Source organism: Collinsella sp. LCP21S3_D3, from assembly GCF_052118305.1.
Classification (GTDB): domain Bacteria; phylum Actinomycetota; class Coriobacteriia; order Coriobacteriales; family Coriobacteriaceae; genus Collinsella.
The window spans coordinates 70,599-88,343 of the sequence record NZ_JBQKHK010000008.1; the positions used below are offsets into that span (position 1 = coordinate 70,599).

Below are 17,745 nucleotides of genomic sequence, written 5' to 3' on the forward strand. Positions count from 1 at the left end.
GGTAGCGCAGATAATCGAGTACTATTTTGGGGCGGACAGGCAATCTGTTCGCCCCTATTTTGTAAGGAGAGCGCATGAAGTACTTTGGCACCGACGGATTTCGCGGCGAGGCCAACGTTGGGCTGACCGTAGAGCATGCGTACAAGATCGGCCGTTTTGTGGGCTGGTATTACGGCGCCAGGCGCGGGGCCAAGGCGCGCGTGATCGTGGGTAAGGACACGCGTCGCTCGAGCTATATGTTCGAGGCGGCGCTGGTGAGCGGTCTGGTTGCGAGCGGCGCAGACGCCTATATGCTGCATGTGATTCCTACGCCGGGCGTGGCGCACCAGACCGTGGAGGGCTGCTTCGATTGCGGCATCATGATCAGTGCGAGCCACAACCCGTTTTGCGATAACGGCATTAAGCTCGTCAACAGCGACGGCTTTAAGATGGACGAGGACGTGCTGGAGCTCATCGAGGACTACATCGATGGCAAGAGCGAGGTGCCGCTGGCCACGGGCAACCACATTGGCGCCACGGTTGACTACATGCAGGGTCGCAACCGCTACATTGCCTCGCTCATTGCAAGCGCGAACTTTTCGCTGCAGGGCGTCAAGATTGGCATTGACTGCGCCAACGGCTCGGCGTCCTCTGTCGCCAAGCCGGTGTTCGATGCGCTCGGCGCCGATGTGCGCGTGATTAACGCCGCACCCGACGGCTTTAACATTAACGTCGACTGCGGCTCTACGCATATGGAGCGCCTGCAGCGCCATGTGGTGGAGCAAGGCTTGGACGTGGGCTTTGCCTACGACGGCGATGCCGACCGCTGCCTGGCCGTGGACGAGCGCGGCCGCGTGGTCGACGGCGACCAGATTCTGTACGTGTGCGGCGTGTATCTTAACAAGCACGGGCGCCTCTCGGGCGGTACCGTGGTGCCGACGATCGCCAGCAACTTTGGCCTGATTAAGTCGCTGGAGCTTGCCGGCCTGAGTGCCGTGACCAGCGGCGTGGGCGACCGCCACGTGTATGCCAAGATGCGCGAGGGCGGCTACAGCCTGGGTGGCGAGCAGACGGGCCATACGATCTTTGGTGATATCGAGCGTACGGGCGACGGCATCATGACCTCGCTGCGTGTGATGGAAGTGATTCGTGCCGAACGCGAGACGCTTTCGCAGCTCGCGGTTCCGTGCAAGCTGCTGCCGCAGGCGCAGGTTGCCGTACGCGTGGCGGACAAGGATGCTGCGCTGGGCAACATGGGCGTGCAGGCCGCTATCGCCGAGGCCGAGGCGCTGCTGGCGGGCGAGGGCCGCGTGCTGGTGCGCAAGAGCGGAACCGAGTCGGTGATTCGCGTTTTGGCCGAGGCCCCCGACCAAGACGCCGCCGACGCCGCCATGAAGCGCATCGCCGCCGCGCTGGAGGCTCTGTAGTTACGCGGTTTTACCAAACCGCGTAACCGCTCGACGCTACAAACGGCCCCAAACGGCAATCTGGCATTCAATTTCAAGGGCGCGACCAGAAGGTCAGCGCCCTTTCATTTCACGTCACCTTGCTCTCTTGGGGCCGTTTTCGCTGACGTTGCCAAGACATCGACGTCAACATGGTTGGCGTTGGCGATGGCGTGCTGGTCAATCCTTACAGCTGGTACAGCGTGGTGAACTTGTCCTGCAGGTAGCTGCAGTAGTAGCGGGCATCGAATGCCATACCGCACGCGCCCTTGATGAGCTCCGGCGCGTCCTTGGCGCGGCCCCACTGCCAAATGTGCTCACCCAGCCAAGCGCGGACGGGTGCCAGGTCGCCGCTCGCACAGGCGCCGTTAAGGTCGACACCGTCGCGGCACATGGCCGGCACAAACATGGCATCGTAGGCGCTGCCCAGCGCATACGTGGGGAAGTAGCCAAACGAGCCGCCGCTCCAGTGCGTATCCTGCAGGCAGCCGCGCGTGTCGTCGGGAACAGGAATACCCAGGTACTCGTCCATAAAGCGATTCCAAAGCGCGGGGATGTCCTTGGCCGTGGCCTCGCCGGCAAACAGCATGCGCTCAATCTCGTAGCGCACCATAATATGCAGCGGGTAGGTGAGCTCGTCGGCCTCGGTACGGATCAGCGACGGCTGAGCGATGTTCACGGCGTGGTAGAGCGTATCCTCGTCCACGTTGCCGTAGACCTCGGGCGCGTGACGGCGCAGCACTTTGAGCAGCGGGCCCATAAAAGCGCGACTGCGGCCTACGGTGTTCTCGAAAAAGCGGCTCTGGCTCTCGTGAATGCCCATGGAGGTGCCGCCCTCCAGACACGTGCGCGCGTAAGCGGGATTGACGCCCAGCTCGTACATGGCGTGCCCCGCCTCGTGGATGATGCTATAGACGTTGGAGATGCAGTCGTCCTCGTAGATGTGCGTCGCGATGCGCGCGTCACCCACGGCAAAGCCCTCGCTAAACGGGTGCTCGGTAAAGGCGAGCGTGGTGTCGTCCAGGTTAAGGCCGACGAGCTTCATCAGGTCGAAGCTCATGGCGCGCTGGGCGGCCTCGGGCACGCGGGCATGCAAAAAGTCGGCAGTAGGCTGCTGCCCGCGCTCGCCGATGGCGTGAACGAGCGGCACGACGGTGGCCTTGACCTCGTCACAAAACGCATCGAAGCTCTTGGCGGAAAGGCCGCGTTCGTGCTGGTCGAGCCAAACATCGTATGGGTCGCGCTTGGGGTCCATGAGCTGGGCCTGATGCTTGAGCTGGGCGACGATTCTATCCACGTAGGGCTCAAAGCTCGCCCAGTCGTTGGCCGTCTTGGCCTTGTGCCACACGGCGTCGGCCTCGCAGGTGAGCCTGGTCCAGGCCTCGGCTTCTTCGGTGGGAATGGCGCTTGCCTCGCGCTGGTCGCGGCCGAGCACACGGATCTCGTCGAGCAGCTGCGGGTCGTCGATCTTGCCGCCGGCGACGGTCTCGTGTGCCAGCGAGCTTACAAGCTCGACGGACTTTTTGCTGGTCAGGAGCTTGTGATGTTCGCCGGCAAGGGTGCCCATAGCATCGGCGCGGGCCACAGCGCCGTTGGCGGGGGCAATCGTCGCGCCATCGAACTCGGCAATCTTGAGCAGGTACTCGCGGGTCCATAGTTTGCCTTCGAGCTTGCGGAGCTTCTTGATGCCCTTGCCCGCCTTGGCGTTCTTAGAGGCCTTGGCCACGGCGGCCATGGCCTTCTTATCGAGTTTCTTTCCCATACCTATATCCTTGATCTCGCAGACCGGACGCCACGGGTGGGCGTGCGGCCAGTTTGCACAGCTACCTTCCTTGTACCCAGTGCGAACAAAACGGAACGCGGCGATATGCTCGCAGAATGTGTTATCCTATAGCCCAATGCGTTGACGGAGAGGGTTTTGCCCGCCGCGTCGCCGGCAAGAGAGGGAAGGTCATGGGCTGCAAGCCTTCCTGCGGTGGCAAGGGCCAAGCGTTCACTCCCGAGCAGCAACCTCAACGGGCGCGCGGCCAGCGGCGGCGAAGCCCCAGTAGGGAAGCCGTGAGCCTCGCGATAAGGGGCATAGAGTGGGCACGGCGGGCCAGACATCCGCCGGGTCAAACAAGGTGGTACCGCGGAATTCAACCGTCCTTGGGCAATGCACATGCCCGAGGACGGTTTTTTGTTACCGAACCGGGCCGCGTTTTTGCAACGCCAGACGGCGGCAGTCGTCATGGCGAGCGGGGAACGCGAGAGACGAAAGGGAAGACATGAGTCTGATTGATGATCTGGTCAAACTCGAGGAAGAGGCCAAGGAGCTCGTCGCAGGCGCCGACGACGCCGCCAAGCTCGAGGCTGCGCGCGTTGAGCTGCTCGGCCGCAAGGGTCGTATTACCGGCCTGATGCGCATGATGGGCAAGCTCGCCCCCGAGGATCGCCCTGTGATGGGCAAGCGCGCCAACGAGATGCGCCAGCTGATCGAGGGCATGCTCGACGAGCGCACCACCGAGATGAAGGCCGCCGCCCTCAAGCACGCACTGGAGCACGAGGCCGTCGACATCACGCTGCCGGGCATCCGTCCGCAGATCGGCCACCAGCACCTGATCAAGCAGATCATCGAGGAGGCCGAGGATATCTTTAGCGGTATCGGCTACACCGTCGAGTCCGGTCCCATGGTCGACACCTCCTACTACAACTTCACCGCGCTCAACGCCCCCATGGATCACCCGAGCCGCTCGGCCCGCGACACCTTCTATGTGGTCGACAACAACCCCGGCAGCGTCGCGCACCCCGAGGCGCATGCCCACGGCGAGTCCGACGTGCTGCTGCGCACCCAGACCTCGGGCGTGCAGATTCACACCATGGAGTCGCAGAAGCCGCCCATCTACATGATCTGCCCGGGCACCGTCTACCGTCCCGACACGGCCGACGCCTGTCACCTGCCGCAGTTCAACCAGATCGAGGGCCTGGTCGTCGACGAGGGCATCACCTTTGGCGATCTTAAGGGCACGCTCGACTACTTTGTTAAGTGCATGTTTGGCGAGGACCGCAAGACGCGTTACCGCCCGCATTTCTTCCCCTTCACCGAGCCTTCCTGCGAGGTGGACGTGAGCTGCCACGTCTGCGGCGGCAAGGGCTGCAACTTCTGCAAGCACAGCGGCTGGATCGAGATCTTGGGCTGCGGCATGGTCGACCCCAACGTCCTGATCAACTGCGGCATCGACCCCGAGAAGTACACCGGCTTCGCCTTTGGCATTGGCGCCGAGCGCGTCGCTGCCCTGCGCTACGACCTGCCCGACCTCAGAACGCTCATGACAGGCGATATGCGCTTCCTGAACCAATTTTAGGCTTGCCCAGGCACCCCATCTTGGCGTTCAAACCGTCGCTCGCGTACCTTTAGTACGCGTCGCTCCTCTTTCACGCCAACCTGGGGCACCTGGACAACCCTAAGGCGAACGTCTTCATTTGATATTTCCTCCCTATGCGGAGATTAAGAACTAGGAGAGCTACATGCGCGTTTCTTACGACTGGCTCAAGACCATGATCGATATTCCGGAGGATCCCAAGACCCTTTCGGACGAATATATCCGTACCGGCACCGAGGTCGAGGCGATCGACACCGTGGGCGAGTCCTTCGACCACGTGGTGACCGCCAAGGTACTCACCAAGACCCCGCACCCCGATAGCGACCATATGTATGTGTGCACGGTCGACGTGGGTGACAAGAACCTCGACGCCGACGGCAATCCCGCCCCGCTGCAGATCGTCTGCGGCGCGCAGAACTTCGAGGCCGGCGACCACATCGTCACGGCAATGATCGGCGCCGTGCTTCCCGGTGACGTCAAGATCAAGAAGAGCAAGCTTCGCGGCGTCGTGTCCATGGGCATGAACTGCTCCGCGCGCGAGCTCGGCCTGGGTGGCGACCACTCCGGCATCATGATCCTGCCCGAGGATACGCCCTGCGGCATGCCGTTTGCCGAGTATGTGGGCTCGAGTGATACCGTGCTCGACTGCGAGATCACGCCCAACCGCCCCGACTGCCTGTCCATGATTGGCATGGCCCGCGAAACCGGTGCCATTTTCGATCGCGATTTCCACGTTGAGCTGCCCGCCATCAAGGCGGAGACCGGCCGCGCGACCGACGACGAGCTTTCGGTCGAGATCGCCGACGAGGGCCTGTGCGACCGCTATGTCGCCCGCATTGTGCGCAACGTGAAGGTCGGCCCCTCGCCCGACTGGATGGTCAAGCGCCTTAACGCCCTGGGCGTGCGTCCGCACAACAACATCGTCGACATCACCAACTATGTGATGATGCTCACCGGTCAGCCGCTGCACGCTTTTGACCTGGACACCTTTGCCGAGCGCGAGGGCAGGCGCCGCGTGGTGGTTCGCGCCGCCCAGCAGGACGAGAAGTTCACGACCCTCGACGGCGAGGAGCGCACGCTCGACGCCGGCATGGGCCTTATCACCGACGGCGAGCGTCCCGTGGCGCTGGCCGGCGTTATGGGCGGCATGGATTCCGAGATCGAGGACGACACCGTCGACGTGATGGTCGAGAGCGCCTGCTTCGACGCCGGCCGCACCTCGCACACCAGCCGCGACCTGTCGCTGATCTCCGACGCCTCCATCCGCTTTGAGCGCCAGGTCGATGAGACCGGCTGCGTGGATGTGGCCAATGTTGCCTGCGCGCTCATCGAGGAGATCGCCGGCGGCGAGGTCGCTCCCGGCTACGTAGATGTGTTCCCCGCGCCCAAGACCATCGACAGCATTAAGCTGCGCCTGGCCCGCGTGCACGCCATCTGCGGCGCCGACATCGAGCCCGATTTTATCGAGCGCTCGCTCACCCGCCTGGGCTGCACCGTCGAGCGCGACGGCGAGGACTTTATGGTTACCCCGCCGAGCTTCCGCCCCGACCTGCCGCGCGAGATCGACCTGATCGAGGAGGTCCTGCGCCTGTGGGGCATGGGCCGCGTGACGGCGACCATCCCGGCTGCCAAGAACCACATCGGTGGCCTGACCCGCGAGCAGAAGCTCACCCGCAAGGTCGGCGAGATCCTGCGCGCCTGCGGCCTCAACGAGACCACGACCTTTGGCTTTGCCGCCCCGGGCGACCTGGAGAAGATCGGCATGTCCACCGAGGGCCGCGGCTGCCCCGTGGTACTTATGAACCCGCTGGTGGCCGAGCAGACCGAGATGCGCCGCTCGCTGCTGCCGGGCCTGCTGCAGTCTGTGGCCTATAACGAGGCCCATGGCACGCCCAACGTGCACCTGTACGAGGTCGGCAGCCTGTTCCACGGCCGCGAGAACGCCAGCCTGCCCAAGGAGACCAAGTCCGTGGCGGGCGTGCTCTCGGGCCAGTGGAGCGAGCAGTCCTGGAACATGAAGTACCGCAAGCTGCGCTTCTTCTTTGGCAAGGGCATCGTCGAGGAGCTGCTCGCCCAGCTGCGCATCGAGAAGGTTCGCTTCCGTCCCGTCGAGGGCGAGGGCTATGCCTTCTTGCAGCCGGGCCGTGCCGCCGAGGTTCTGTCTGGCGGCACCGTGCTGGGCTGGGTCGGCGAGATCCACCCCGAGGCGCGCGAGGCCATGGGTATCGACGAGGTCGTCGTTGCCTTTGAGCTCGACCTGGACAAGCTGATCAAGGGCGCCCGCAACCAGGAGAACTACCGCGAGTTCTCGCAGTACCCGGCTGTTGAGCACGATCTTGCTATCGTGGTCGACAACTCCGTGACTTGCGAGGACCTTGAGCGCCGCATTACCAGCGCCGGCGGCAAGCTGCTCGAGGGTGTGCGTCTGTTCGACGTCTACCGCGATCCGGTCCGCGTGGGCGTGGGCAAGAAGTCCATGGCCTTTGCGCTTACGTATCGCTCCGACGACCACACGCTTACCAGCGAAGAGGTCGAAAAAGCGCACCAGAAGATCGTCACCAAGGTGTGCAAGGGCGTAAACGGCGAGGTCCGCGGCTAGGTCCTGCACTGGGGTATGGGTCAGCGGTGGCTGCTGCCGAGCCTTACGTGACTGCTATCCTCGGTATAAGGCACTGCTGAGCCTGCATATATGACACGCGCATTGCATAACGGCGTGCTGCTTTGTCGGCAGTGCGCCGTTTTGCTATGATAGCCCGTGGCGTGTTACGAATCTGACAATACGTAACACTGGCAAGGTGATTTAAGCGGCGTTGTAATTCTGTGCGCCGATAACCGGGAGGCGTACATGCACATTCCAGATAATTATCTGTCCCCGCAGACCGATGCCGTCATGGCAGTGGCGATGGTCCCTGTGTGGGTTCACTGCATCAAAAAGGTGCGCGCCACGCTCGATCGCGAGCACATGGCGTTCCTGGGTATCTGCGCCGCGTTCTCTTTCTTGCTCATGATGTTCAACGTGCCGCTGCCCGGCGGTACCACGGGTCACGCCGTCGGCGGCGCGCTCATCGCGCTGCTGCTGGGCCCGGAGGCCGCGGCCATCGCGGTTTCGGTCGCGCTGGCGCTGCAGGCGCTGCTGTTTGGCGACGGCGGCATCCTGTCCTTTGGCGCCAACTGCTTTAACATGGCCTTCGTGCTGCCGTTTGCCGCCGCTATCGTGTTCCGTGCGCTCAACAGCCGTTTGCACGACAGGAGCTGGGGCACCTCGGTTTCGGCCGTCGTAAGCGGCTGGGTCGGCCTGTGCCTGGCGGCCCTGTGCACGGCGATCGAGTTTGGTATTCAGCCGATGTTCTTTACCAACGCTTCGGGCGCTCCGCTGTACTGCCCCTTCCCGCTCTCTATTGCCATTCCGGCCATGATGATCCCGCACATGTTGGTAGCCGGCGTGGTCGAGGGCGTGGCGACGGCCGCCATCTACGGTTTCATTAAGAAGACGGCGCCGAGCGTTATCGTCGGGCCCGAGGCTGCCGATGGCCAGCTTGCTGCCGAGGGCGCTGCTGCCAAGAAGACCTCGCTGGTCCCCACGCTCATCCTGGTCGCCGTGCTTGTCGTGGCCACGCCGCTCGGCTTGCTTGCCACGGGTGACGCCTGGGGCGAGTGGGACGCTGAGGGCGCCGCGACCGCCGTTCAGGAGGCTGGTGACGACAGTCTGCAGACTTCGGTCGGTCTCGATACCCCGACCTTTGCCGATGCCCTGCCCACGGGCGATTATCTGCAGGCCTATTCCGAGGAGCAGGGCCTTGGCTTTGCCGGCCAGGCCGCGATGTATATCCTCTCGGGAGTGATTGGCGTGGCGGTGCTCACCATCGCATTCCGTCTGGTCTCGCTAACGGTCAAGGAAAGCGGAGCCCATGGCGACGGTCGAGCTGCCTAGCTGGCTTGCGGCCGAGCAGCGTTATGAGCCCGCGGGGGCTCGGCATCGTGTGATGCAAAAGAATGTCCTGCACCTGGCGAGCCTGCTTGAGCGGGTTCGCCTAGGTGGCGGCGTGCATAAGGGCGGGTCGATTATCGACCGCGCCCTTTCTTCCGTTTCGGCGCCAGTGCGTTTGGTGGGGATGTTCGTCTGCGTCCTGTGCGTATGCCTGACGCAGAGCCCGCTGTACTTGATGCTGATGACAGCGATCGCGTTGGTGCTCGTTGCGGTGCGCCCCGTACGCGGGCTGCACGCGACCTTTGTGCCGGCGTTGGCTGCCGCGGGGTTTGCCGTGGTTTTGGCGCTGCCTGCCCTGCTGCTGGGCGCTTCTGCCACGGGCGCCATGCTCAAGATTGCGCTCAAGACCTTTGTTAATGTGTCATTGGTGCTGGGCGTTTCGTGGACGCTTACCTGGAGTCGCATGTCGGCGGCGCTTAAGATGCTGCACCTGCCCGACGAGGTTATCTTTACGTTTGATATGGCGCTCAAACACATCGAGGTGCTGGGTCGCACGGCGCACGACCTGTGCGAATCGGTCATGCTTCGCAGTGTGGGCCGTGCGCCTGCAGGATTTTCGCGTACCGATTCGATCGCGGGTATCATGGGCATGACCTTTATCAAGGCGATGGAATGCAGCCGCGCGATGGACGAGGCTATGCTTTGCCGCGGTTTTGCCGGCGCATATCCGGCGCCTGCACGGAACGGCTTTGGCTGGCGCGACGCGGTCTATGCGGCCGTTGTGGTGCTGCTCGCCGTGTTGTGCGCGGTGCTGTAGCGCGGGCGGTCAAGCCGTCGATGTGAACAGGGAAGGGCGACGTTTTGGCAAACGATACAAATGGTGCGATGGGTGCGAGCGGTGCTGCCGGCGCCAAGGCCACGCCGCTCATCGAGTTTCGCGACGTGGTGTTTTCCTATGCGGGCCATACGGTGGTCGATAGCGTGTCGCTGCAGGTTAATCGCGGTGAGCTGGTTGCTCTGCTTGGACCCAACGGCTGCGGCAAGACGACAATCATGCGGCTTATAAACGGCCTTGAGCTTGCGGATGCGGGTACGTACCTGTTTGATGGACATGTGGTCGATGCGGCATATCTCAAGGATTCCGCGACGGCCCAGCGGTTCCATCAGCGCGTGGGCTTCGTGTTCCAAAACGCCGATGCACAGCTCTTTTGCGCCACGGTCGGCGAGGAGGTCGCGTTTGGCCCGGCTCAAATGGGGCTTTCGGCGGACGAGCTTGGGCGCCGCGTCCGTGATGCCATGGAGCTGTTTCAGGTTGCCGATCTGGTCGATGCCTCGCCCTATCAGCTTTCGGGCGGGCAAAAGAAGCGTGTGGCGCTGGCTGCCGTCGTGTCGATGAACCCCGATATTCTGGTGCTCGACGAGCCTACCAACGGACTTGACGAGGACTCTTGCGACATCGTGGTCAACTTTCTACTGGCCTATGTTGCTGCCGGTAAGACGGTCTTGATGAGCACGCATCATCAGGATTTAGTACGACGTCTTGGGGCCCGTGCGATTTATATCGATCGATATCACCACGTGGTCGGGGCTCCCGTGCCATCATATGGAACCGAAAACGGTGCAGCAGAATAGTTGCCGCATAGTGGGGTTGCGGCCGCGCACGTGACTTGCTGCGAATGGTATAGTTATCCGGATTTTTACGGGGGTGGCTATGCCAAGTTGGAATATTCATATCGCTCAGACGGAACGACTTCTGGCGCGTGCCGGCGCGCTTGCCGATAACGTGCGCGACCGCAATGCCTTTTTGTTTGGCAGCGTGGTTCCGGACATTTTTGTGGGGTACATGGTTCCCGGTATTGCCGACCCCATCCCGTATCGCATCACGCACTTTGCCAAGCCCGAGCCCATTCCTAAGCCACGCGAGCATGAGTTTTGGGACACCTATGTGGCGCCGTTGCTTAAAGGTGCGCCGGCGGGTGCGCCGGCTGCAGCGACCTCGATTGTCGAAGAGCGTGAAAGGCTCAATCGGGTGCACTATCCGCAGCGCTACAAAGACGCCGAGCCGGTTGACGGCCCCGGCGCCGCCGAGTTTTCGCTCGCGCCCGATGACGTGGCGCAGTCGCTGCTCGATTTGACGCTGGGCGTTTGGTCGCATCTGGTGGCCGATACCGTGTGGAACACGCGCGTGAACCAATATCTCGAGGCGCGCGGCGGCAAGCCGTGCGAGGAGTTCCGCATTAAGAAGCAGGGAGACTTTGACTGGTTTGGCAAGACGCTCGGCATCGTTTCTATCCCGCGTGCGACCGATCGCCTCTATACCGCGGCGGCCCAGTTTGGTCAGTATTCGATTCCACAAGAGTATGTGCTCAAGACCATTGGCGTTATGCACGAGATTGTGCGCGAAAACCCCGGCGATCCGGATCATCCGCCGTACCGTCTGCTGACCGAAGAGTTCTTTGACGCAACGTTTACCGAGGTCGTCGAGCTAACCGAGGCGGGTTTTGCCGCCCGCGTTGCCGCTTCTGACGTCCCCGCAGTCCCTCTGGTCGCTAGCTGCTAGCCGGCTGACGTAACGGTGAACAGTTCATCCCAATTGACCAATAGCTCCCGCCGAAGGGTTTCTGCGGCAGTGAGTTCCAGCTTAGATTTTGGAACGTAAGGGAGCCCCGCCTTTTTATGAATTAGCTCGGCGATGCTGTTAAAGCTCTTCGTGTCCTTGATTTGATCATAGGTTATCTGGATAGCGTCATAGCCCATGCTTGTGAGGGCGGTGGTGCGCTCGGCATCGGAGAGGCTCGCGGCTTCGCTGTCATGGGCGGAGCGGCCTTGGCATTCCAGAATGACGCCCATGCTGTCGGTGCTGCTCTCTATGAGGATATCGGCGTAGCAGCAGGTTTTGTCATACAGTGAGCGCGCGGCGTCGCTGAGTGGGATGCGCACGTTGTTTGCGATATTGATGCCCATGCCGCCCTCGTTGCGGGGGAGCGAGACAAGCATGGAGGTCTGTACTTCGAAGGGCGAGGCGGTCTGTCCCGTCATGTGCTCGGCCGCCCAGCGCAGTTGTTTAACGCCGCGCAGGCCTGCGGCCTGCTTGGCGAACGCGGCGATATCCGCTGCGGAAAGAAGCGGCGTGCGCTTCCACAAGTTGGTGTCATTGCCCTTGGTGTCGACAACACGTTTCCAACCACAGTCGGGCGGAATGAGCTTAAGCGAAATTGCTTCATCGAGCTGCTGCTGCGCCCGTTTACAAGGCGTGAACACTGCAAAGGAGCCGCACATCTCGTAGCAAGCCATGAGTAACTGGTTGCGTGAGACCTGCGTAGCAAGGTTGAGCAGCGTAAACTCGGGCGACGTGACATCAAATCCATGCTCAGTCTGCCTAAACGACCCAGGAGGCGGCTCTTGGGTTAGCAGACGGCTATGAAATAGCTTTCCGTTCGCGCGCTGTTTTCTTTCGCCCACGAATCTCCAGACTGGTGTGCCGAGCAAGTCTTTAAATACTGGTTGTTTTGAGTAATGCACCAAGCGATGGTCATGGTCGGGCGGCAGGATTGCCGGATAGAGTCCCAGTATCTGGGGCGGTATGCGATAGTACTGAAAAGCCGTGGGTCCGCAGGCAAGAAATGACATAGCGATCCGATCGTTTGAGCGTAGTTTGGGCTAGAAAAGCTATCGGTTTCGGAAGTGCGGGGAAAAAGACAAACAGGTCAACCATAAGCGGTATTTAAGCCAACTTTATCAGGGGTTTTGTTGAAATAAAAGGGCTTGTGCTCGGGGGTAGGCAATTTTTCCCCGCACTTCCGAAAACGTGGTCGATTTAGACCTTGCTAAAACGATTTATCAGCCCTGTGTGAGGTGTGGGTTTGCCACCGGGCGAACACTTTTAGCGCTTGGGGCTTTATTTTTTGGGCCTCGGAGGGCGGATTTCGCGCTTTTGGTAAAGAAATGGGTGCGTGTCATGCCGTGCGGTAGGCATCGGCGCACAGAAAAAGGGCCCGGAAGGCAAAGCCTTCCGGGCCCTTTTTAATGCAAATGTGCTTGCAAGTGCGATTTAGCGCACCTGAGCGACGTAGGCGACGTTGGTCGAGGAGACCTTGTCCTCAAGCTGGACGCTCATACGGGGATCGCCGGCGGTAGCGACGGTCAAATCGCCGGTCTCGACGTAGCCGAGCTCCTTAGCGGTCTCGATCGCCTTGACGATCGTGCCGTTGACGGTGCCCTGGGTAATCTCGGCCTTGTGCGGGATAACGCCCCAGTACATAATCATCTGCTGGACGGCCCACTCGTGGCGGGAGAACGCGCAGATCGGCATGTTGGGACGGAAGTGCGAGATCAGGCGAGCGGTACGGCCGGTGGTCGTCGGCACGGTGATGCACTTGGCGCCAACGGTGGTGGCCATGTTCACAGCGGACATACCCACAACGTTGTTGACGACGCGGGTGCCGTGAGCATCGGTCGGAACCTCGAGCGGAGCGTGAGCCGGGAGGTACTTCTCGGTCTCGAGAGCGATGCTGGCCTGCATCTTGACGGCCTCGACCGGGTACTTACCGGCAGCGGACTCGCCGGACAGCATGACGGCGTCGGTACCGTCGTAAATGGCGTTAGCAACGTCGGCAACCTCGGCGCGCGTCGGGCGCGGGTTCTGCTGCATGGAGTCGAGCATCTGCGTAGCGGTGATAACGGGCTTGTAGGCCGCGTTGCACTTGGCGATGATCTCTTTCTGGATGTGCGGAACGAGCTCGGGCTTGATCTCGATGCCCAGGTCACCACGGGCGACCATGATGCCGTCGGAAGCCTCGAGGATCTCATCGAAGTTCTCGACGCCCAGGGCGCACTCGATCTTCGGGAAGATCGTCACGTGCTCGCCGCCGTTCTCGCGGCAAAGCTCGCGGATGCCGCGGACAGACTCGCCGTCACGGATGAAGGAAGCGGCGATGTAGTCGATGTTCTCGGTCAGGCCAAAGAGGATGTCCTGACGATCGCGCTCGGTGATGGCGGGCAGCGAGATGTTGACGTTGGGCATGTTGACGCCCTTGCGCTCGCCGATCAGGCCGTCGTTCTTGACGACGCAGGTCATGTCCTGGCCGTCGACGGACTCGACCTCGAGAGCAACCAGGCCGTCATCGATCAGGATGAGGGAGCCCTTCTCGACCTCGGAGGGCAGAGCCAGGTAGTCGAGGGAGATGTGCTCAGCGGTGCCGTGGAAATCCTCGGACGTGGGCTGAGCGGTAACGACGATCTTGTCGCCGGTCTTGACGGCAACCTTCTTGCCGTCGACCAGAAGACCGGTGCGGACCTCGGGGCCCTTGGTGTCGAGCAGGATGCCGACGGGCATACCGAGCTCCTTGGAAATACGACGGACGCGCTCGATGCGACCGTGGTGCTCGTCGTAGGAGCCGTGCGAGAAGTTAAAACGGGCGACGTTCATGCCCGCCTTGATCATCTCGCGGATGGTCTCGTCGCTATCGCAGGCGGGACCCATGGTGCATACAATCTTAGTGCGCTTGTACATTCAGACCTCCATCTGACATCGTCTTGCGCTGATAGATAAACCATAAGAAATAAAACTGAGTTGATTATAACGAAATACCGACCGAATACCCCAAAAAATCGACCGTATGCCGAATTAGAAGTTCATTTTTTACGGGAAAAACGGTATATGAAAAAACTTTACCAACCGCTCTAACCGCTGCTATCTGGGTGATATTTTAGTTTGGCGACGCGCCTAAGAAAAAACGTTTTATCAGTATTGAGCATCACACGGTCCGCATCGTTGCATACGGACCATATTTCCAAATGGATTGTTTTGGCTAGACGCGTCGCTTTGGGGTACCATAGCTCCACTATCAACTGCCGCTCAGCACGGCAGCCTTGATGAGCCCTTGCCCTTCTCCTGGGAATTATGATCGGGCATCAATCTGCTGAGTGGCCCGAATCCCAGGAGGGGACTCTATATGCAAAAGGAATACCTGTCCGCCGCGGCGGAGGTGCTCAGCGACCAAGGTGTCGATGAGAACCTCGGCCTGAGCAACGACGAGGCGTCGTCGCGCCTCGCCAAGACAGGCCCTAACAAGCTTGAGGAAGCCGAGAAGACGCCGCTGTGGAAGCGTTTCTTTGAGCAGATGGCCGACCCCATGGTCATCATGTTGATCGTTGCCGCCGTTATCAGCGCGCTCACGGGCATGGTTAAGGGCGAGGCGGACTTTGCCGATGTCGCCATCATCATGTTCGTCGTTATCGTCAACTCGGTGCTGGGCGTGGTCCAGGAAGCCAAGAGCGAGGAGGCCCTCGAGGCCCTTCAGGAGATGAGCGCGGCGCAGTCCAAGGTTCTACGCGACGGCAAACTCGTGCACCTGCCGAGCGCCGAGCTCGTACCCGGCGACGTGATCATGCTCGAGGCGGGCGACTCCGTCCCGGCCGACTGCCGCGTGCTCGAGAGCGCCACGATGAAGATCGAAGAGGCCGCGCTCACCGGCGAGTCCGTGCCGGTCGAGAAGCACGCCAACGTGATCGAGCTTGCCGCGGGCACCGATGACGTGCCGCTCGGCGACCGCAAGAACATGTGCTACATGGGCTCCACCGTTGTGTACGGCCGTGGCCGCGCCGTCGTGGTCGGCACCGGCATGGATACCGAGATGGGCAAGATCGCCGGTGCCCTGGCCGAGGCCAAGGAAGAGCTCACACCGCTGCAGGTGAAGCTCGCCGAGCTCAGCCGTATCCTCACCATTATGGTGATTGTCATCTGCGTCGTGATCTTTGGCGTCGACATCGTCCGCCACGGCGTGGGCAACGTCCTTACCGATCCGACTGCCCTGCTCGACACCTTTATGGTCGCCGTCTCGCTCGCCGTCGCTGCCATCCCCGAGGGCCTGGTCGCCGTCGTGACCATCGTGCTGTCGCTTGGCGTGACCAAGATGGCCAAGCGCCAGGCAATTATCCGCAAGCTCTCTGCCGTCGAGACTCTCGGCTGCACGCAGACCATCTGCTCCGACAAGACCGGTACCCTTACCCAAAACAAGATGACCGTCGTCAAGCACGAGCTCGCTGCGCCTAAGGAGAAGTTCCTGGCAGGCATGGCGCTGTGCTCCGATGCCCAGTGGGACGAGGAACTGGGCGAGGCCGTGGGCGAGCCGACCGAGTGCGCGCTCGTCAACGATGCCGGAAAGGCGGGCCTCACTGGTCTGACTGCCGAGCACCCGCGCGTGGGCGAGGCCCCGTTTGACTCGGGCCGCAAGATGATGTCCGTGGTCGTTGAGACCCTGGACGGCGAGTACGAGCAATACACCAAGGGCGCGCCCGACGTGGTGATCGGCCTGTGCACCCACATCTACGAGGGCGATAAGGTCGTCCCCCTGACCGAGGAGCGTCGTGTCGAGCTCGTGGCCGCCAACAAGGCCATGGCCGACGAGGCCCTGCGCGTGCTGGCGCTGGCAAGCCGCACCTACACCGAGGTCCCGAGCGACTGCAGCCCCGCCGCCCTCGAGCACGACCTGGTCTTCTGCGGCCTGTCCGGCATGATTGACCCGGTCCGCCCCGAGGTCGCCGACGCCATCCGCGAGGCCCACGATGCCGGTATCCGCACCGTCATGATCACGGGCGACCACATCGACACCGCCGTGGCCATTGCCAAGCAGCTGGGTATCGTCACCGATCGCAGCCATGCCATCACCGGTGCCGACCTCGATCGCATGAGCGACGAGGAGCTCGACGCGCACATCGAGGACTACGGCGTGTACGCCCGCGTCCAGCCCGAGCACAAGACCCGCATCGTCGAGGCTTGGAAGTCGCGCGACCAGATCGTGGCCATGACGGGCGACGGCGTCAACGACGCCCCGTCCATCAAGCGCGCCGACATCGGCGTCGGCATGGGCATCACCGGTACCGACGTTACCAAGAACGTCGCCGACATGGTGCTTGCCGACGACAACTTCGCCACCATCATCGGTGCCTGCGAAGAGGGTCGCCGCATCTACGACAACATCCGCAAGGTCATCCAGTTCCTGCTTTCGGCCAACCTTGCCGAGGTGTTCTCGGTGTTTATCGCCACGCTCATCGGCTTTACCATCTTCCAGCCGGTGCAGCTGCTGTGGGTGAACTTGGTTACTGACTGCTTCCCCGCGCTCGCGCTGGGCATGGAGGATGCCGAGGGCGACATCATGAAGCGCAAGCCGCGCAACGCCAAGGACGGCGTCTTTGCCGGCAATATGGGTCTGGACTGCGTGGTCCAGGGCTTGATCATTGCCGCGCTGGTGCTGGCGAGCTTCTTTGTGGGCGTGTACTTTGACATGGGCTACATCCACATCTCCGATATGATCGCCGGCGTCGCCGACGAGGAAGGCGTGATGATGGCCTTCATCACGCTCAACATGGTCGAGATCTTCCACTGCTTTAACATGCGCAGCCGCCGCACGTCGCTGTTTAAGATGAAGAAGCAGAACAAGTGGCTGTGGGCCTCTGCCGCGCTGGCGCTGGTGCTGACGGTGATCGTAACCGTGCAGCCGACGCTTGCCGAGATGTTCTTTGGCCCCGTGACGCTTGAGCTCAAGGGCGTTATCGCCGCGCTGGGCCTTGCCTTCCTGATCATTCCGCTGATGGAGATCTACAAGGCGATCATGCGCGCAGTCGAAAAAGAGTAACGTTCCTGTCCGGGCCCGACCGCCTGCGGGGTTTCCACGGGCACGTCCTCGCCGCTTTGCGGCTGCGGGATGTGCCCTTAGGAAACCCCTCCCGGCGGGCGGGCCCTGCGGCATCCTTGCTGGCTTTTCTCCCGCGCGGATGATAAAGGGCTGAGGGAAAGTTTGTGAGCCGGTCGAGCGTTTGCTCGACCGGCTCTTTTTGAGTTAGGGCTTTGCCCGGCCAGCTCTTTTTGATTTAAAATACCTGCTCAGTTGTGATTTGTGGTGCTGGGAGGCGCTTGTGGGCAAGGCTAGGGCTAAGGCGAAGAAAAAGACGACGGGGGCGCGGGCCAAGCGTGATCGTCGTCGGAAGCTTGCGACCGAAGCCCCCACGTCTGCCGAGGAGCTGCTGGCGA

General features: G+C 61.8%; 11 protein-coding genes. 8 read left to right on the forward strand and 3 right to left on the reverse strand.

Annotated features, from left to right (window positions below; translation table 11 throughout):
- The first annotated feature begins 74 nt into the window (after nucleotides 1-74).
- On the forward strand, nucleotides 75-1,406 hold the full coding sequence (gene glmM, locus ACTQ1S_RS05390; RefSeq protein WP_441056577.1) for a phosphoglucosamine mutase: 1,332 nt from the start codon (nucleotides 75-77) through the stop codon (nucleotides 1,404-1,406).
- Between the two features lie 205 nt (nucleotides 1,407-1,611).
- On the opposite strand, the gene ACTQ1S_RS05395 is transcribed toward glmM, so the two are convergent.
- Entirely contained in the window at nucleotides 1,612-3,186 is a 1,575-nt protein-coding gene (locus ACTQ1S_RS05395) for a carboxypeptidase M32 (protein ID WP_441547241.1), read from the reverse strand.
- A 505-nt stretch (nucleotides 3,187-3,691) separates the two neighbouring features.
- Here ACTQ1S_RS05395 and pheS point away from each other — a divergent pair.
- The 6 genes from pheS (at nucleotide 3,692) to ACTQ1S_RS05425 (ending at nucleotide 11,274) form a co-directional block, all read left to right on the forward strand.
- The gene (gene pheS / locus ACTQ1S_RS05400) at nucleotides 3,692-4,768 is read left to right on the forward strand and encodes a phenylalanine--tRNA ligase subunit alpha (protein WP_154517607.1); all 1,077 of its coding nucleotides are present in this window, start codon (nucleotides 3,692-3,694) and stop codon (nucleotides 4,766-4,768) included.
- A gap of 163 nt (nucleotides 4,769-4,931) precedes the next feature.
- Nucleotides 4,932-7,385 (forward strand): phenylalanine--tRNA ligase subunit beta, encoded by a 2,454-nt coding sequence (pheT, locus tag ACTQ1S_RS05405; RefSeq protein WP_441547242.1) that lies wholly within the window; start codon nucleotides 4,932-4,934, stop codon nucleotides 7,383-7,385.
- A gap of 246 nt (nucleotides 7,386-7,631) precedes the next feature.
- Nucleotides 7,632-8,717 carry a cobalt transporter CbiM gene (gene cbiM, locus ACTQ1S_RS05410; protein WP_441547243.1) on the forward strand — a complete coding sequence of 362 codons (1,086 nt, stop codon included), beginning with the start codon at nucleotides 7,632-7,634 and terminating at the stop codon, nucleotides 8,715-8,717.
- Nucleotides 8,695-9,531, forward strand: a complete 837-nt coding sequence (locus tag ACTQ1S_RS05415; protein WP_441547244.1) for an energy-coupling factor transporter transmembrane component T family protein — start codon at nucleotides 8,695-8,697, stop codon at nucleotides 9,529-9,531. The genes cbiM and ACTQ1S_RS05415 overlap by 23 nt, the downstream gene beginning before the upstream one ends.
- 44 nt (nucleotides 9,532-9,575) lie before the next feature.
- Nucleotides 9,576-10,346: an energy-coupling factor ABC transporter ATP-binding protein gene (locus tag ACTQ1S_RS05420; RefSeq protein WP_441547245.1), complete on the forward strand. Its 771-nt coding sequence runs from the start codon at nucleotides 9,576-9,578 to the stop codon at nucleotides 10,344-10,346.
- A 79-nt stretch (nucleotides 10,347-10,425) separates the two neighbouring features.
- Nucleotides 10,426-11,274, forward strand: a complete 849-nt coding sequence (locus ACTQ1S_RS05425) for a hypothetical protein (RefSeq protein WP_441547246.1) — start codon at nucleotides 10,426-10,428, stop codon at nucleotides 11,272-11,274.
- Here the strand turns inward: ACTQ1S_RS05425 and ACTQ1S_RS05430 are convergent.
- Nucleotides 11,271-12,344 (reverse strand): hypothetical protein, encoded by a 1,074-nt coding sequence (locus tag ACTQ1S_RS05430; protein WP_427728432.1) that lies wholly within the window; start codon nucleotides 12,342-12,344, stop codon nucleotides 11,271-11,273. The two genes, ACTQ1S_RS05425 and ACTQ1S_RS05430, sit on opposite strands and share 4 nt — an antisense overlap.
- A gap of 421 nt (nucleotides 12,345-12,765) precedes the next feature.
- Nucleotides 12,766-14,226, reverse strand: coding sequence for a pyruvate kinase (gene pyk / locus ACTQ1S_RS05435; RefSeq protein ID WP_427793920.1), 1,461 nt, complete (start codon nucleotides 14,224-14,226; stop codon nucleotides 12,766-12,768).
- A 442-nt stretch (nucleotides 14,227-14,668) separates the two neighbouring features.
- On the opposite strand from pyk, the gene ACTQ1S_RS05440 reads away from it, so the two are divergent.
- On the forward strand, nucleotides 14,669-17,350 hold the full coding sequence (locus ACTQ1S_RS05440; protein ID WP_441547247.1) for a cation-translocating P-type ATPase: 2,682 nt from the start codon (nucleotides 14,669-14,671) through the stop codon (nucleotides 17,348-17,350).
- The last annotated feature ends 395 nt before the right edge of the window (nucleotides 17,351-17,745 follow it).

What these genes read in the sequence shown, in the direction of transcription:
- ACTQ1S_RS05430 (WP_427728432.1), bottom strand. Translation starts at nt 12,344, where the DNA reads ATGTCATTTCTTGCCTGCGGACCCACGGCTTTTCAGTACTATCGCATA.
- cbiM (WP_441547243.1), top strand. Translation starts at nt 7,632, where the DNA reads ATGCACATTCCAGATAATTATCTGTCCCCGCAGACCGATGCCGTCATG.
- glmM (WP_441056577.1), top strand. Translation starts at nt 75, where the DNA reads ATGAAGTACTTTGGCACCGACGGATTTCGCGGCGAGGCCAACGTTGGG.
- ACTQ1S_RS05415 (WP_441547244.1), top strand. Translation starts at nt 8,695, where the DNA reads ATGGCGACGGTCGAGCTGCCTAGCTGGCTTGCGGCCGAGCAGCGTTAT.
- ACTQ1S_RS05395 (WP_441547241.1), bottom strand. Translation starts at nt 3,186, where the DNA reads ATGGGAAAGAAACTCGATAAGAAGGCCATGGCCGCCGTGGCCAAGGCC.
- pyk (WP_427793920.1), bottom strand. Translation starts at nt 14,226, where the DNA reads ATGTACAAGCGCACTAAGATTGTATGCACCATGGGTCCCGCCTGCGAT.
- ACTQ1S_RS05425 (WP_441547246.1), top strand. Translation starts at nt 10,426, where the DNA reads ATGCCAAGTTGGAATATTCATATCGCTCAGACGGAACGACTTCTGGCG.
- pheT (WP_441547242.1), top strand. Translation starts at nt 4,932, where the DNA reads ATGCGCGTTTCTTACGACTGGCTCAAGACCATGATCGATATTCCGGAG.
- pheS (WP_154517607.1), top strand. Translation starts at nt 3,692, where the DNA reads ATGAGTCTGATTGATGATCTGGTCAAACTCGAGGAAGAGGCCAAGGAG.
- ACTQ1S_RS05440 (WP_441547247.1), top strand. Translation starts at nt 14,669, where the DNA reads ATGCAAAAGGAATACCTGTCCGCCGCGGCGGAGGTGCTCAGCGACCAA.